The organism is Planococcus chinensis (assembly GCF_042681545.1).
Classification (GTDB): Bacteria; Bacillota; Bacilli; order Bacillales_A; family Planococcaceae; genus Planococcus; species Planococcus chinensis.
The window spans coordinates 367,863-382,359 of sequence record NZ_JBHUFW010000004.1 but is presented as its reverse complement, the minus strand read 5'-3'; the positions used below and the strand labels follow the sequence as shown (position 1 = coordinate 382,359).

The following is a 14,497-nucleotide window of genomic DNA, read 5'->3' as shown; positions in this document are numbered from 1 at the left end:
GCAGCAATCCTAATTGCTGCACAGCCCAGACTGTAGACAAAGTCTAATTTGAATGAATAGGGATGCATAAGCCCGACCGGGCTGGCCACTTCGCTTTCCGTGGGCTCGGCTTCAGCCGCTTCCCTTGCTCCTGCGATTACTCGTCGCAAATTGAAAAAACATTCGCTACGCTCAGTCCAGGGTCTTCAGCACGAGTCGCTCAGTCGCTTCGCTCCTTCACTGCTCCCACAGGAGTCTCCGTGGCCAACCCGGTCGGGAGCGTCTCCTGTATCTAAAAGATGAGGTTAGGATACTGGTTCTGCTTAGACCTGCTGAGTACAAACTACTGGCTCGAAGTCCGGAACGGAAGGCGGCGACTCCAGCGGGACAGCGAAGTGCCGAAATCCACTCGGACGCTAGTCCGAGTTAGTTCGGCGCGAGCCCGCTGAAAGCGTCCGCCTGAAGTGGAGGACCCAACACAGCTTCCATTAGTTTTATTCATCAAATTGAAAAATTATTCTTTTGTCTACAAGCTCAGCTGTGCAGCAATCCTAATTGCTGCACAGCCTTTTAGTGGATCATCTGTTTTCCAACTGCTCCACCCACATGTCATAGCCTTTCCCTTTTAAATGGATTCCGTCGATGGTGATGGCTTTTATCAGCTGGCCGTTTTCGTCTTCGAAATGCGGATGAAGATCCACGTACTCCGCTTCGTTGTCTTTGGCAAGTTGTTCGAGTGTTTCATTGAACTGGTGGATCTTTTCATTTGAGATTTCGTTGTTGAAACTTTCGGTGTTGACCGGCAGAATCGACTGGACCACGACACGGGTTTCTTTCGGATCAAATGACTGGATGATCCGTTCCATGTTCTTCTTATATGACGCCATGCTTGTTCCTGCCGCGATATCGTTGACGCCGATCATGACGTAGACTTCTTTCGGCTTCCGCCCTGCCACTTCATCGATGCGGTTCAAGACCCCTTTTGAAGTGTCTTCCGCAACCCCTCGGTTCAGCACCCTTTCATCCCGAAAGTATTCCGGAAACTCTCCATGGTCGGTAATGCTGTCGCCCAGGAAAATCTTATCCGCTTCCGGAGTATCCAGTGCTTCAAAGATCGATTTTTTCTGCACATAATATTCAGGGAATCCTTTGTCCGAACCCACCGCTTTCAGCTGTTCGCTTACAAATTTCATGCCGCCTTGTGCATTGATGATCCAGAGGGCCGCTCCGATCAAAATGATGTTCAATGCCATTGAAACCGCCAGTACAATTTTTTTCGTTTTCAAGCTTATCCACTTCCCGCTTCTCTAGTTGTTAATGCATGATGCATAATTAACAATATTTCCTTCAGGGAAGTGATTTAAACATATTGTTTTTCATCCTGATTGGATGGATGGCTTTTGAAACATAAAAAAACCAGGCAAATTGCCTGGCTGGAGACTAGAACCGCGGCTGATCAGTCAGCCCAGACCGCTTCCCATTCTTTGATTTCGTAATCCCGTGCCCCTTGCTGTATGTACGGATCGAGCTTGACCAATTCCTCGCAGTCCGCGTAGGAAGGCGCCTGGTAAATGACAAGGCCGCCAGATCCATCTAAGAATTTCCCGTTCACCCGGACATGGCCTGCGCCGCGCATCTCTTCAAGAAACGCCAAATGCTGCGGGCGGAATTCCGTGCTTTTCCCGCTGTCCTTCATAGGCAGCAGCACCGCAAAATATTTCATGTTCAATCACCCCCTTCTAATTTACACCAAAAGACAGCCCTCAAGGAAGCGATTCTTCACAGTGCTGCTCATGCCTGTTCCAAAGCAGCAGACGATGCAGCAAGCTGTTGCCGGTAGAAATGGTCCATTTCGCGCCAGATATCCTGGTTGCTGAAATTTGCTTCTCCCCACGCCTTGCCGTTTTCCCCAAGGCGCTTTCTGAGATCCGGATCAGACAGGAGGCGTTCCAGCTTTGCGAGCACATCTGCCTGCTCATCGGGATTGACCAGATAGCCGGTCTCTCCTTCTATAACGGTGTCTTTTGCCCCTGTCACGTCTGCCGCGATGACCGGGACGCCGGCAAGCGCCGCTTCAAGCGAGACATTGCCGAACCCTTCGCGCTTTGTCAGGAACAGGAAGACGTCCATCAGGAAATAATGGGCGACTGGGTCATGCTGATAGCCTGCAAAAATGATGGCATCGTTTTCCTCAATCTCTTTTCGGGTCGCCTCATTCACGGGATCGCCTTCCTCGAAGTCCCCCATGAGGAGCAGGCGGAGGTCTGGGTCCTTTTTGTGCAACAAAAGGAATACATCCACCATTTCTTCAATGCCCTTGTCTTTTGTCATTCTGCCGGCAAAGCCGATGACCTTGTTGCTTTCCTTCAGCCCATACCTTTTTTTCAAACTGCTCATTTCAACAGACAGCTTTTCTTTTTGCTGAAAGCTTTCCAGGTCGAATCCATTATAGCTGCCTTGGCCGAATATGGAAATTTTCTCTTCGTTTGCGATTCCTAAAGCGACAAGCTGAACCTTCAGGCTGGGGGACACCGCAACTACATGGGTCGCAGACATAGCAGCAATCTTTTCTGCCAGCAGCAGGATGTGCCGTTTGAGGCCGCTTGTCGTTTCCAGCCGCAAGCCCAGCACATTATAGACCCTGACCGGCACCCCGCACAGGAAGGCTGCAAGCGTTACGATCAACCCGGCTTTTGGAGTGCCCGCACTGACAATGTCAGGCCGTTCCTGATGGATAAGCTTGATGCAAGCCAAAAGCGACTTCAGGTCCTGCAGCAGGGAGATTTCCCGCTCCATTTCCACCGTCAGGACTTTCACGCCTTCGGCCGCCTCGTACTCTTCAATGAACTTGCCGCTCGAGCTCAACGCTTTGGCTGAATAGCCCTGGCTTTCCAAATAGGCCAGCTGGCCCTTCATCAACTTCAAGCTTTGGGCAATCGTTACCGCCTGCAGAATTTTAGCTGCCATGTCCCCCTCATCCCTCTCTTGTATCAGCTTTTTTCAATTCGCTTCCACAAATGTTTCCTGCTTGATTTCTTCGATCAAAACATGTGCATAATCGGTCGGGTTCACGTTTTTGACGCTGAACACTTTGCTGCTGTTATGGACCAGGCTTTCGAGTATCGCTTTCTCGTTTTTCGCCGCTTCCTCGATGTCCAATCCCGGATTGAAGAATTCATAAGCTGTCAGGAAAGGCGACTTCAAGTAGTGGAATGCATTGCGGTTCAAGTTCAGCATTTTCCGGACCGCCTCTTCAGCCGGTTCAAGAGCCACTTCGTCCGTTCCCCTTTCAAGGATTGCAACATGCGTCACGGTTTCCGCATCGAGAATGGACGCAGCGGCCACATAATCGGTGACCGGCTTGGCTTTTGAAAATGAAATATATTCGAGCGGCGGGATGATCTTCGTCGCCCGATTTTTCAATTTGGATGCGGTGCTCTGTTCCATATTCGAATAAAAGCGGAATGTACTGGTCCACGGCACGGAGAAGATTTCCTGGCCATTTGTAATGGCGAGGTCCTCCGCAATGAATTGGGCGCCGTGGTCCATGCAAGCCATCATGCTGCTCAATGTTTTTCCGGTGCTTGGCGGTGCGAATACCGCTACGGATGAGCCGTCTTTCTTGAACGCTGAACAGTGGATCGGGGCGTACCCTTTCTTCAAAAGGAGAAGCGTCGCCAAGTCTGTCAGGATATAGCCGACCGAATGCAAATTCATGATCCGGTGCGTGATGAATTTATAGTAGTTTTTATTGAATGTGATTGTCGGTTCTTCGGACAACAGATTCTCTGCTTTGATGCGCAGTTTCTTGCGCATCGCAAAATCGCGGGTGTAATAGATTTTTTCGGCATTCGGATTTCCGTTGAAATAATGGTATTTGCCGAGCTCCGCCAGCTGGTGGTCCTCGTTGAAATCCTCGACGACCAAATGGAGTTTCACCTTACAGGCGTCGTATTCTTCCTTGGCCGCTTCCGGCATGTTATGGCCGAATGACCACTTGAAATCTTTTACATTCGTTCTGATCGCTAAAATCCCTTTTGCCGCTATATAGTAATGATCCACTTAAACTCCTCCTCAGTTCCGCATGTAGATTTCCCCTTAAAAACCTTGTCTGGCCGGCCGCATGTTTTCTGCAATGCAGCTATGGTAATACTGGTCGAGCTCTTGCCAGATCGTCTCATTGCTGAAATTCTCTTCTGCCCACTTGCGGCCGAATTCCCCCATACGACCGCGCAGTTCAGGCGCCAAAATCAGAAGCTCCAGCTTTTCCCGGATGTCTTTTTCGTTTTCCGGATCGACCAAGAAGCCGCTCTTCCCGTCCACAATGGTGTCCCGCGCGCCTGTTACTCCCGAAACGACGACCGGCACGCCGCTCAGTGCCGCCTCAATCGAAACATTGCCGAACCCTTCCCGCTTGGTCAGGAACACAAAGACATCCATGAGATGAAAATAGGGAATGGGATCTCTTTGGAATCCGGCATGGATGATATCCGGATTCGATTCAATTTCATTTCGCGCTTCTTCCGGCACGGGATCAGTCTGGTCATACTCGCCGACGATCAAAAGCTTCAGGTTCCCATAGGAAGCCTTCAGTTTGTTAAAGGACTGCACCAGTTCTACAATGCCCTTGTCTTTAGTCAGCCTGCCGGTGAATCCGAGTACGAAACTGTCTTTTGAAATGCCATACTTATTCTTAAGGTCTTCCACTTTCCGAAGCAGTTCGCTGCTTTCATGGAATCTCGACACATCAAAGCCGTCCCCGCTCCCCCGGCCCAGCACAGAGACTTTGTCGGAACTGGCGATCCTGAAATCAACAACTTGATCCTTCAGGCTTTCCGAGATTGCCAGGCAATGGGTCGCAGCACCGGCCGCAATCTTCTCTGCTGTCAGTAAAATCCGGCGTTTGATCCCGGATGTCGTCTCCATTCGGAGCCCTCTCATCGTGTAGATCCGGATTGGCACGCCGCACAGATAAGCTGCGAGCGTGACGATCAGCCCCGCTTTTGGCGTGCTGGCATTGACGATATCAGGGCGTTCCCGGCGGATCATCCGGATGCATTCGACCAGCGATTTCAAATCTTTTTTCAATGAAATATCCCGTTCCATGCCGAGCCGCATCACCCGAGTCCCTTCCTGCTGTTCGAATTCATCGGTATACGGCCCGTCGGAACAAACCGCTGCAGCTTCATATCCCCGGCCCTCCAGGTATTTCAATTGCCCTTTAAGAAATACCAGGCTTTCTGCTATCGTCACTGCATAAATCACTTTTGTCCCCATATGGCTTCTCTCCCCTGATATTATTCAGCTATAGGCGTTTCGGACCGTCCCTTCTTCGGTTTCTGCCAGGCTTACGAATCGCCGTAGACCCCTTCGGATTTGAAGACTTTCAAGACCGTCAGCATGAGGATGTAAAAGTCGAACCGTGCGCTTTGCCGCTGGATGTATTCGATATCCAGCTCGATTTTCTCTCTCCAGCTCAGCGAATTCCGCCCGCTGACCTGCGCCCAGCCGGTCACGCCGGGTTTGACCAGCAGCCGCTGCATCTGATGCGCGTCGTAGCGGTCCGTCTGGGACGTCAAAGTCGGCCGCGGACCCACAAATGACATATCGCCTTTGATGATATTGATCAGTTGCGGCAGTTCGTCCAAGCTGTACTTCCGTAGAACATGGCCGACTTTCGTAATGCGGGCATCGGTCGCCAGCACTTCGATTTCGTCATTCCTCAGCGCTGGATCATCCGTCATCGTCCGGAATTTAAAGATGGTGAAGTGGACATTGTCTTTGCCGCCGCGGACCTGCGTAAAAAACACCGGCCCTTTCGATTCCATCTTGATGCATCCGGCAATTACTGCGAATACCGGCAGCAAGGCGGCAAGCATCACAGACGCTGCCGTAAACTCAAAGATCCGTTTGGGGATTTGCTCCCATTTCGTTTTGCGCTTTACCGCTTCGGTCGTTCGGATTGTCATTTTCATTCCTCCTAGAGTCGCCACAATTCAATATCCATAGGCTTTTCAGTTGGGTTCAGGACGCCTTTTATATCAAAAACCATCCCCGTGCCGCCAGCGAGCAGCTCTCTTATCATCGGCCAGCCAGCTTCTTTGTAAGAAGTATGTGGAATCGCTAAGATAATTGCAGAAGCTGGAAGCAACTGCTGCTCCGGCGTCAGGACGAGTCCGTATCGCTCATCCGCTTCACCAGGATCTGCGCAACTGTCTGCTACTTGGACCTCAAAACCGTATTCCTCAAGTTCCCAGACCACTTCAATTACGCCCGAATTCCTCAGGTCGCCATTGTCTTCCTTGTACGACACGCCAAGCACCGTCAGCCGCGTGCCGGCAGCCAAACCCCGCCGCGCCATTTTTTTGGCGATGAGGCAGGCGAGATAGCTTCCCATTCCGTCGTTGACGCGCCTGGAAGCCATGATGATTTCCGGATTGTAGCCGGCCGCATTCGCTTTATGCGCCAGATAATAGGAATCGGTGCCAAGCCTCGGCCCACCGGCGAAACCCGGGGTGAATTTCAAGAAGCTTTTTTTCGTTCCTGCTGTCTCCAGCACATCCCCGGTATCGATCCCCAACCGGTTGAAGATCATGGAGAATTCATTGATCAGGGCGATGTTGACGTCCTGTTGGGTATTCTCGATGACTTTGGCTGCTTCTGCGATCCGGATGGATTTCGCCTTAAAAATTCCCGCATCGAGCACATTGCCATAGACAGCTGCCACGAATTCGAGCACCGCTTCGCTTTGCCCGGCAACCACTTTCCTGATTTTGGTGATCGGCGTCTTTCGTTCTCCCGGATTGAAGCGTTCCGGACAATAGCCGACAAAGAACTCAACCCCCGCTTCAAACCCGGAGTATTCCTCGAGCAGCGGAATGCAGATTTCCTCGGTCGTGCCCGGAAAGACGGTCGATTCGAAAACGATGACCGCCGCTTTTTTCATGTTCTCCCCGACCGTTTTGGCAGCCCGCTTCAGCGAGGTGAGATCCGGCTGGTCATTTTCATCCAGCGGGGTTGGCACCGTAATAATGACAAAGCCCGCCTCGCCGATCCTCGAAGGGTCGGCAGTGAAATGGATGCTGCTCCCCTTCAACTCTTCTCTTTGGAACTGGCGGGTGTCATCCTTGCCGTCTTTCAGTTTTTCGATCCGCTTCTCACTGATATCAAAACCGATTACGTCATATTTTTTGGAAAAAGCTACTGCGACTGGCAGGCCGACGTGCCCCACGCCGACGACTGCGACTACCAGGTTGTCGATCATCATGTTGCTTTCTCCTCTTTTTTCCTTCTGAAGCGGCCTTCCGCCATCTGAAGCAGCCCTTTGCTGTTTGCGATGGTGAACGTGATCAGCAGGAGCGGGATGATTTTATTGCGATGGCGCATCGCGGTTCCGGCGCTCTGTGTACCGTAGGAGTACACCAGGACAGTGATGGCCAGGAACATCAGGATAAAGATCTTATTGCGCATCGGCATATCGCTTTTGAAAAGGCCGTAGATTGTCGCCCCGACCAAAAACAGGTAGACCGACGAATCGAACAGGAAGCTGACGATGTCACCAAGTCCGCGCCAATCGAGCGGAATTGGTGAAAACATGAAATAGAACATCTTGATCGGCGCGACCATGACAGCGACGGCACCGCTCATGCCGTTGAAGCTGGACAGGTACATCGAGCCCCCTTCGCCTGAAATCTCAAGGTCCGAGACAGCGTTATTCCCTTCCGCATCGATGAATTTGCTCAGGAACATTTCCGCATTCTGGGCCATGACCAGGACCAGGAGCCCCAGAAACAGGATGAACAGCACGTTCTGCGATATTTTCTTGGATCCGCTCTTGCTCAGGAACAGGAACGCGAGGACATAAGCCAGGACAAATCCAATCATGCCCGAGTGGAACATCATCGAACCGAGCGCCAGAACGATGGCGATTAGGAAGTTCGGGAATGTCCCGTCTGCGAACCAGCGGATAAAGTGATAAAGCGAAACCGTAATCAGGAAAATGATGATCGATTCACGGAGCAGGATGCTCGACATGAAAATGCTGTTTGGCATTACTGTGAAAATAAGGAGTGCCGTAAAAATCAGCTTTTTGTCAATCTGCAGGTGGATCAGCGCTTTCATCAGGTAGACGGCGGAAAATACCCAGAACGCCACGTTGAGGAATTGGGCGAACGGCCGCTGGTCCCCAATCATGTAGTAGATCGCCGACAGGAATGGCACATAATTCGTTGCACCGTCTTCGAGCGGGAACATGCCGTTTGCGATGAGTAGCGATACTTCATGGAAATATTCCGTGTCCGTCCCGCTGGAGAAAATTTGGATCGAAGGCACATACAGGTCGATGAACAGCACGATGACCCGCACCACGAATCCGGCGAAAATCAGCATGAGCCATTCCTTCTCGAGCACCCGGTAGAGATACAGCGTGATGGCGATGATGCTCGCCAGCAGCAGCATCATGCCGTATGCATCGCCGAGAGGGATGAAGTCCTTGATAAGATAAGTGGCCAGTATTTCTAACAGAAAGAATGCGAATACGTAAAACATGGCTTGAACACCCCCGGAAATCTGTTTGTTTTATCGGAAACCGCCCATCATCTTTTCGCCAATGCCTGGATCCGGGCTTTGTAATAGGCGACGTCGCTGAGTTGGAGAAGCCACAGCATGATCCCGTAGACGATGATGCCAGTCCCTACTCCGCAAGCTAATGCCAGGGGTTCGGAATGGCTTTGGGCGATATAGTCAAATACACTTTTAGCCGCAAGGGCCATCACTGCTGAACCGGCAATCGATTTGGCAAGATCCAGAACGATTTTCCGGGTGTTCAACGAACCGACTTTCCGGACGAGCGATACATACAGCAGGCCCGTGCTGGCAAGTGTGGCAAGGCTTGTGGCGAGCGCCAGCCCGTTGATGCCCATGATCCGTGACAGGAAAATGTTCAGCCCGACGTTCAGGAACATCGCAAAGAATGCGCTGATCATCGGGGTCCTGGAGTCTTCCAGCGAATAAAACACTTTCGCGAGCACTTCCCGCAGGCCAAACCCGAGCATCCCGATTGAATAGAAGAACAGTGCACCTGACGTCAGGATCACTGCATCTTGCTCGAAAGCGCCGCGGCCGAACAGGAGCTCCGTCACTTGGCGGGAAAAGATCATCAAGCCGAATGTCGCTGGAATGACGAGCAAGGCGATGGTGGTGATGATTTTTCCGACGATGTCCTTCAGCTGTTCGATGTTTTTCTTGACCGCCAGCTTGGAGATTTTGGGAAACATGACGGTGACGATGGCGGTAACAAAGATGGCCTGGATGAAAAAGACAATGCGGTGGGAATACGTCAGGGCCGAAATGCCGCCTTCTGTTATCTGGGAAGCCAGTGTTTTATCGACGAGTACGTTGATCTGGTCTGCCGATACGCCGATGATGACCGGGACTGCCAGCAGCAGCATCTTCCGGACATTCTGTTCGGCAGGCTTGACGACCGGGCTGTGCCGGTAGCCCGATTTCCGGATCGACGGCAGCAGGAACAGGAACTGAACCACAACCGCAAGAACCGAGCCGATTGACAACAAGTAAAAGTTCACTTCGTGGCTCAGGTAAATGAAGAAGATGATCAGCAGATTCAGCGGCAGGCCGCTCAGGACAGTCGCCAAGAACCGCTTGTTGACATCCAGATAGCTATTGAAGATGTAGACCAACGCGGTGAAATAAATGCTGAAAGCGGATATGCGCGTAAAATCGACAGCAATTTTCAGCGTCTCCCCTTCAAAGCCGCTGGCAAAAACCTTCACGATTTGCACCGGAAACAATTGCATCCCTACGACGATCACCGTAGACAAGAGCATCACAATATTGGTCAGGTTGGCCGTGAAGCGGTTCGCCTCTTTGATTCCCTGGTGCTCATTGATCTTGGTATAGATTGGTATGAAGCTCGCCGCTATCCCCATGCCTACGAATGAAAACAGCACAGATGGGATGGTCTGTGAAATCAGGTACGCATCGGTCAAGCCGTCCGCGCCGTAAAAATAGGAAAGGGAGATGTCCCTTGAAAAGCCAAGCACTTTGGTCATCACAATTACTGTCATTAGCGCAATGACGGTTTTTTCCATAATTCTCTACCTCATTTGCTCCAAGATTGATATACAGTTTTCTTCAAGCTGCCATAGGCCAGCAGCGTTCTACGGCAGTTCCCAATCCGAGGGTGCGCACTGGATTGCATAGTGGAAGCCGGTGCGCTGGCCAGCAGCGCTTAACCTCTTCAAGTGAAACATTCCAGCTCTCCCCCTTTGCTTTTTGCTATTGAGTCCATACTAGAAGGAGCAGGTTAAATGCAGGTTAAATTGTTTTAATAGTTAAAATACTTTATGGAAAAATAAAAAAAGCACTCCGAAAACTTCCGGAATGCCGTTTTTGCCATGCGGTATGGAGCTAGACTTTTTTGTAATCCCTCATTTTCTTCGTGCGGTAGGCCGGGAAGAAATCCGCTTCGGGTTCTTCTTCCGCCGCTCTGCACAACTCGTCATAAATTTCCTGGTTCCAGATTTTCCTCCCGATATGGAATTTAAATCCCGTATTCTTGCCAAATTGCTTTTTAAAAAGATATAGATTGTCGTCGAGGCTGTTCGTCCTCCCGCCTCCGTCGTGGATTAGATCGATGCCATTTTCCTTTCCCCAAACTACGAGCGCATATTGCAGGATATAAGCCGGCGACAAGTGATGAAATTCTTCAAGCGTACCGGACAAATGTGTATGGATGATGCGGTCATAGACGAAATTCAATCCCATGCCAATGACTTTCCCTTCATACAAGGCTTCGACCAGGACCATATTTCCCCCGAAATGGCTGAGCAGTTTAGAGAAATAATCTTCATCGAAATAATAATAGGTATCCGCATTATTGCGCCTCATTGTCGCATAATAGATGCCCTGAAACTCTTTGATGTCTTCGGGATTTGCCGTCACCCGGTATTCAACGCCAGCTTCCAATGCCTTTCGAATGTTTTTCCTGGTCGATTTGGAAAATTCCTTCTGTACCGGGTCATCGTAAGCCCTCAGATTTGTGCCGACAGTATTGCGGATATAGACGACTTCATAGCAATTTTCGAAATCGGATGCATTATCGATGACCGGCTGGAAACGGATAAATTCGCTGACTATGTTCCCTTGCTCGCAATAATCCCGGAAAGCATCATGGAATGCTTGCACCAATTCCTCTCTTCCGCTTTCCGAGCATTCCTCGATCAATGGACCGCCATAGCCGTACGGAGTGACAATGTCATAGTAAGTCTGGTTGTTGATTCTCAAAGGGATTTCCCGCTTAATGAACATATGCCGGATGCTTCCGAGAGGATGCTGGAATTCATAAATTTCGCATGTCCCATCCTCAATCTCCTCATATAATCGGCCATATTTTTCATCAAAGTATAAATCTCTCAATTGATCAGCCCCATTCTCTATATATTTCCATAATCTGCCGACATGTATTCTACGGTTAACGAAATAAAATTGAATTATCAGAATTCTTTTCACGCCTTCATTATAGCTGTTCAGATTCAAAAGTTCTAGGTAAAAGCATCAAAATAACACTTTTTACCCTCATTTTATTATTTGCCATTAGAATAAGCCTAGTTCCATAAAGGAACTGGGCTTTTTAAGTTTTTAAACCCGATTATATTCTTTGGCGGCGACTGTCCGGTAGGCGGGGAAGAATTCCGTTTCTTCGCTCACACCAGCTTCATTGCACAGTTCACTGTAGATTGCGCTGTTCCAGATTTTCCTGCCCACCCAGAACTGGAAAACGGTATTCCTGCCGAATTGTTTTTTGAACAAAAGCAGATTGTCTTCCGGACGATTGCTGCGCCCTCCGCCTCCATGAATCACTTCTACGCCGTGTTCTTTCGCCCAGACCGCCAGCGCATAATAAAGCCCGTATGCCGGTGAAAGATGATGGTATTGTTCGAGCGTACCCGAAAGATGGGTATGCGCAATGTCATTGTAGACGAAATTAAGGCCTGCTCCGATTACCTGTCCTTCATAGACCGCTTCCACCAGCAGGAGATTTTCGCCGAACAGCTCTTCCATCTTGCTGAAATAAGCATCCCCGAAAAAATAATACGGATCTGCTTGGTTTCGGAGCATAGTAGCATAATAGACCTTCTTGAATTCCGTAAGGTCCTTTGGATGGTGTGTCGCTTTGAATTCGACTCCTGCTTTCAATGCCTGCCGGATATTTTTTCTGGCTGATTTCGAGAATTCGCTTTCCACCGGATCTTGGAAATCTTTCAAGTTGGTGCCTGCCGTTTCACGCAGGAATATTGCGTTATAGCATTCTTTGAAATCCTCAGCATTTTTGAAGACCGGATGGAACCGGATGAATTCACTGACAATCCTGTTATCCAAGCAATATTGCCGGAATTCATCTTCAAAAGCGGCCACTAGCTCCTGCTTCTGCCCCTTCCTGCATTCGAGCACTTGGGGTCCCCCATATCCATACGGCGTGACCAAATCATAATAGACTTTTCCAGCGACGGTGAACGGGATTTCCCTTTTGATGAAAAGGTGGCGTATTCTCCCCGACTGGTGAGTGAATTCATACACTTCACTTATCCCATGCTCGATTTCTTCAAAAAGTTTTCCATAATCCTTTTCAAAATAAATATCTCTCATCCCGATGCCCCTTTTCTTTTCGCGCGATGTAACTGAATGAATCGCCGCAACATCCAGCGGTCAAAGTAGTTTGCTCATATAACCAATTGAGCGATATGGAATACATCATTTTGGATTTCCGAATAATTTGATTAGTGTAAATATTATAGTCCTTTCAGCTTAAAAAGACTAGAATGATTGACTGAACTTTCTTTTGTCTGGTAAAAATTCTTTCATTTTCACTGTCCATTCATCGAAGTCGCCCAAATCCTCTTTATAAAAAAGAATTATATGGATAATAAAATATTTTACTGGATATTATTTTGCTTTTTCCGGTATTTTCTATCGAGCTTTTTGACCATAAATTGTATTGTCTTTCACATTTATTTGTGATAAGATTCAGTTAATTCATTCTACCGGATTAATATTCAATCCATTTCTTGCTGCTGCTCTGCCCTCGTATCCGATTCAACACTAGGAGGATGGTGAAATGAAAAAATTCGGCATTGCGTTCGGAATCATTGTCATTGCGCTAGGCGCTTACATCGCGTACCTTTTTGAATTCAAGGATTACGACACAACAGACGCTGCAGTTGATGAAGTGGCGGAAGAAGAATACGTCATCGAATTGGCAGACGGATCCAAAATCATCCTGGACAAGTACGGCAACCTGATCCGCCACGTGACAGACGAGGACGGTACAGAGAAAATCGAGGCTTTCACTGAAGGCTTCCCTTCTACCGAGAGAAGCGACTTGGCAGTTGCATCAGTAAGCAGCGATAATAGCGGAACAAAAGGAAGGAAAGTGAAAACCGATGCATCCGGAAAAGCAGCGGTAAAATCATATGCCGCATTTGCGGGAAAAAAATCTTCCAAAAAGATGACCGCCGCACAGATACGGGTAAAATACGATCCGGCCATCTCCGAACTGGAAAGCCAAGCTCATGGAAAGCTGGATGCATTGATCGACCTTGCCGTCAGCGAATACCTCGAAATGGAGGCGAATGACCAGAAGATCAGCTACCCTTACTTCTATAATAAATACAGTTCCGCTGCTTCAAAACTTGAGGATCGGACAGACAAAATGTTTTATGCCCTTATGGAAGTCATGAAGCAGGAACTCAAAAAGAATGGATTGCCGGCAGCTGAAGCTGAAAAGATGTCAAAAGAATATGAGGATCGAAAAAACAAATTGCGCCGGGACATTCTGAAACAGACCGCAGGACTTTGAAGCTTTTACCTCTTCCTAGCAAAGAAGGCCCCTTAAGCTTCCACCGCAAAAGGAGCCTTCTTTTTATTTGTCAAAATAATATGATTATTCATCAAAATTTTGAATAGTATCGCTAAATTGTTTTCGATTGGTTAGAATAAGAATCATATAAAGAAAAGCCATTATTTGCGCATTCTCGATTTACGATTTAGACAGCAACGGGGGGAAAAGGAATGAAAGAAAAAATCAATGAACTGCTTAAAAAAGAAAATTATGCTTTCGATAAAGAAAAGTGGAAATCGATTAAAAATGTTCCATTCCTTTATTCTGCAGAGACTGCCCAGTACCTGAATAAACTCAAAAAGCACATGGGCATGGCAAAAGGCATCTACATCTTCTGCGACTCTGATGAAAAGATCCTCTATATCGGAAAAGGTGCACCCATCTACAATCGCATTCGCCGCCATTTCGCCAAGCTGAAAAAAACGGGTGAAGAACCGGCTAAAACATCGGAAATCCCTCAATCCATTTCAATCCACTGGGTGGAAATCGAAGGGCCGGAAACCCGTGAAGTGGTGGAGCACATGCTTTGCTACACATTGAGCCCCGCTTACAAAAAATGGTATACGTCTTAAAAATCCGGCACGCCCTGCTTTTATGCAG

General features: G+C 48.8%; 13 protein-coding genes. 2 read left to right on the top strand and 11 right to left on the bottom strand.

What is annotated here, in order from left to right:
- Positions 1–557 precede the first annotated feature (557 nt).
- The 11 genes from ACFSDB_RS04230 to ACFSDB_RS04180 form a co-directional block, all read right to left on the bottom strand.
- Complete coding sequence (locus ACFSDB_RS04230) at positions 558–1,265, bottom strand: GDSL-type esterase/lipase family protein (protein ID WP_377339227.1); 708 nt, start codon at positions 1,263–1,265, stop codon at positions 558–560.
- 170 nt (positions 1,266–1,435) lie between these two features.
- Positions 1,436–1,702 carry a YciI family protein gene (locus ACFSDB_RS04225; protein WP_204890831.1) on the bottom strand — a complete coding sequence of 89 codons (267 nt, stop codon included), beginning with the start codon at positions 1,700–1,702 and terminating at the stop codon, positions 1,436–1,438.
- A gap of 68 nt (positions 1,703–1,770) precedes the next feature.
- Positions 1,771–2,946: a glycosyltransferase family 4 protein gene (locus ACFSDB_RS04220; protein ID WP_204890832.1), complete on the bottom strand. Its 1,176-nt coding sequence runs from the start codon at positions 2,944–2,946 to the stop codon at positions 1,771–1,773.
- A gap of 33 nt (positions 2,947–2,979) precedes the next feature.
- A complete protein-coding gene (locus ACFSDB_RS04215; RefSeq protein ID WP_204890833.1) occupies positions 2,980–4,041 on the bottom strand; it encodes a hypothetical protein in 1,062 nt (353 codons plus the stop codon).
- A 36-nt stretch (positions 4,042–4,077) separates the two neighbouring features.
- Entirely contained in the window at positions 4,078–5,256 is a 1,179-nt protein-coding gene (locus ACFSDB_RS04210; protein ID WP_204890834.1) for a glycosyltransferase family 4 protein, read from the bottom strand.
- A 71-nt stretch (positions 5,257–5,327) separates the two neighbouring features.
- Positions 5,328–5,948 (bottom strand): sugar transferase, encoded by a 621-nt coding sequence (locus ACFSDB_RS04205; protein WP_204890835.1) that lies wholly within the window; start codon positions 5,946–5,948, stop codon positions 5,328–5,330.
- 11 nt (positions 5,949–5,959) lie between these two features.
- Positions 5,960–7,246, bottom strand: coding sequence for a nucleotide sugar dehydrogenase (locus ACFSDB_RS04200; RefSeq protein ID WP_377339223.1), 1,287 nt, complete (start codon positions 7,244–7,246; stop codon positions 5,960–5,962).
- Positions 7,243–8,526 (bottom strand): hypothetical protein, encoded by a 1,284-nt coding sequence (locus tag ACFSDB_RS04195; RefSeq protein WP_204890836.1) that lies wholly within the window; start codon positions 8,524–8,526, stop codon positions 7,243–7,245. The genes ACFSDB_RS04200 and ACFSDB_RS04195 overlap by 4 nt, the downstream gene beginning before the upstream one ends.
- A 47-nt stretch (positions 8,527–8,573) precedes the next feature.
- The gene (murJ, locus tag ACFSDB_RS04190; RefSeq protein WP_204890837.1) at positions 8,574–10,088 is read right to left on the bottom strand and encodes a murein biosynthesis integral membrane protein MurJ; all 1,515 of its coding nucleotides are present in this window, start codon (positions 10,086–10,088) and stop codon (positions 8,574–8,576) included.
- Between the two features lie 319 nt (positions 10,089–10,407).
- The gene (locus ACFSDB_RS04185; protein ID WP_377339220.1) at positions 10,408–11,283 is read right to left on the bottom strand and encodes a lipid II:glycine glycyltransferase FemX; all 876 of its coding nucleotides are present in this window, start codon (positions 11,281–11,283) and stop codon (positions 10,408–10,410) included.
- A gap of 354 nt (positions 11,284–11,637) precedes the next feature.
- Positions 11,638–12,645 carry a peptidoglycan bridge formation glycyltransferase FemA/FemB family protein gene (locus tag ACFSDB_RS04180; protein ID WP_204890839.1) on the bottom strand — a complete coding sequence of 336 codons (1,008 nt, stop codon included), beginning with the start codon at positions 12,643–12,645 and terminating at the stop codon, positions 11,638–11,640.
- Between the two features lie 469 nt (positions 12,646–13,114).
- Here ACFSDB_RS04180 and ACFSDB_RS04175 point away from each other — a divergent pair, with 469 nt between their 5' ends.
- On the top strand, positions 13,115–13,855 hold the full coding sequence (locus tag ACFSDB_RS04175; protein ID WP_204890840.1) for a hypothetical protein: 741 nt from the start codon (positions 13,115–13,117) through the stop codon (positions 13,853–13,855).
- 212 nt (positions 13,856–14,067) lie between these two features.
- Positions 14,068–14,469, top strand: a complete 402-nt coding sequence (locus tag ACFSDB_RS04170; RefSeq protein WP_204890841.1) for a GIY-YIG nuclease family protein — start codon at positions 14,068–14,070, stop codon at positions 14,467–14,469.
- Positions 14,470–14,497 lie beyond the last annotated feature (28 nt).

Excerpts from the sequence above, each read along its gene's own strand:
- ACFSDB_RS04225 (WP_204890831.1), bottom strand. The coding sequence starts at position 1,702 with ATGAAATATTTTGCGGTGCTGCTGCCTATGAAGGACAGCGGGAAAAGC.
- ACFSDB_RS04220 (WP_204890832.1), bottom strand. The coding sequence starts at position 2,946 with ATGGCAGCTAAAATTCTGCAGGCGGTAACGATTGCCCAAAGCTTGAAG.
- ACFSDB_RS04210 (WP_204890834.1), bottom strand. The coding sequence starts at position 5,256 with ATGGGGACAAAAGTGATTTATGCAGTGACGATAGCAGAAAGCCTGGTA.
- ACFSDB_RS04205 (WP_204890835.1), bottom strand. The coding sequence starts at position 5,948 with ATGACAATCCGAACGACCGAAGCGGTAAAGCGCAAAACGAAATGGGAG.
- ACFSDB_RS04200 (WP_377339223.1), bottom strand. The coding sequence starts at position 7,246 with ATGATGATCGACAACCTGGTAGTCGCAGTCGTCGGCGTGGGGCACGTC.
- ACFSDB_RS04195 (WP_204890836.1), bottom strand. The coding sequence starts at position 8,526 with ATGTTTTACGTATTCGCATTCTTTCTGTTAGAAATACTGGCCACTTAT.
- murJ (WP_204890837.1), bottom strand. The coding sequence starts at position 10,088 with ATGGAAAAAACCGTCATTGCGCTAATGACAGTAATTGTGATGACCAAA.
- ACFSDB_RS04180 (WP_204890839.1), bottom strand. The coding sequence starts at position 12,645 with ATGAGAGATATTTATTTTGAAAAGGATTATGGAAAACTTTTTGAAGAA.
- ACFSDB_RS04175 (WP_204890840.1), top strand. The coding sequence starts at position 13,115 with ATGAAAAAATTCGGCATTGCGTTCGGAATCATTGTCATTGCGCTAGGC.
- ACFSDB_RS04170 (WP_204890841.1), top strand. The coding sequence starts at position 14,068 with ATGAAAGAAAAAATCAATGAACTGCTTAAAAAAGAAAATTATGCTTTC.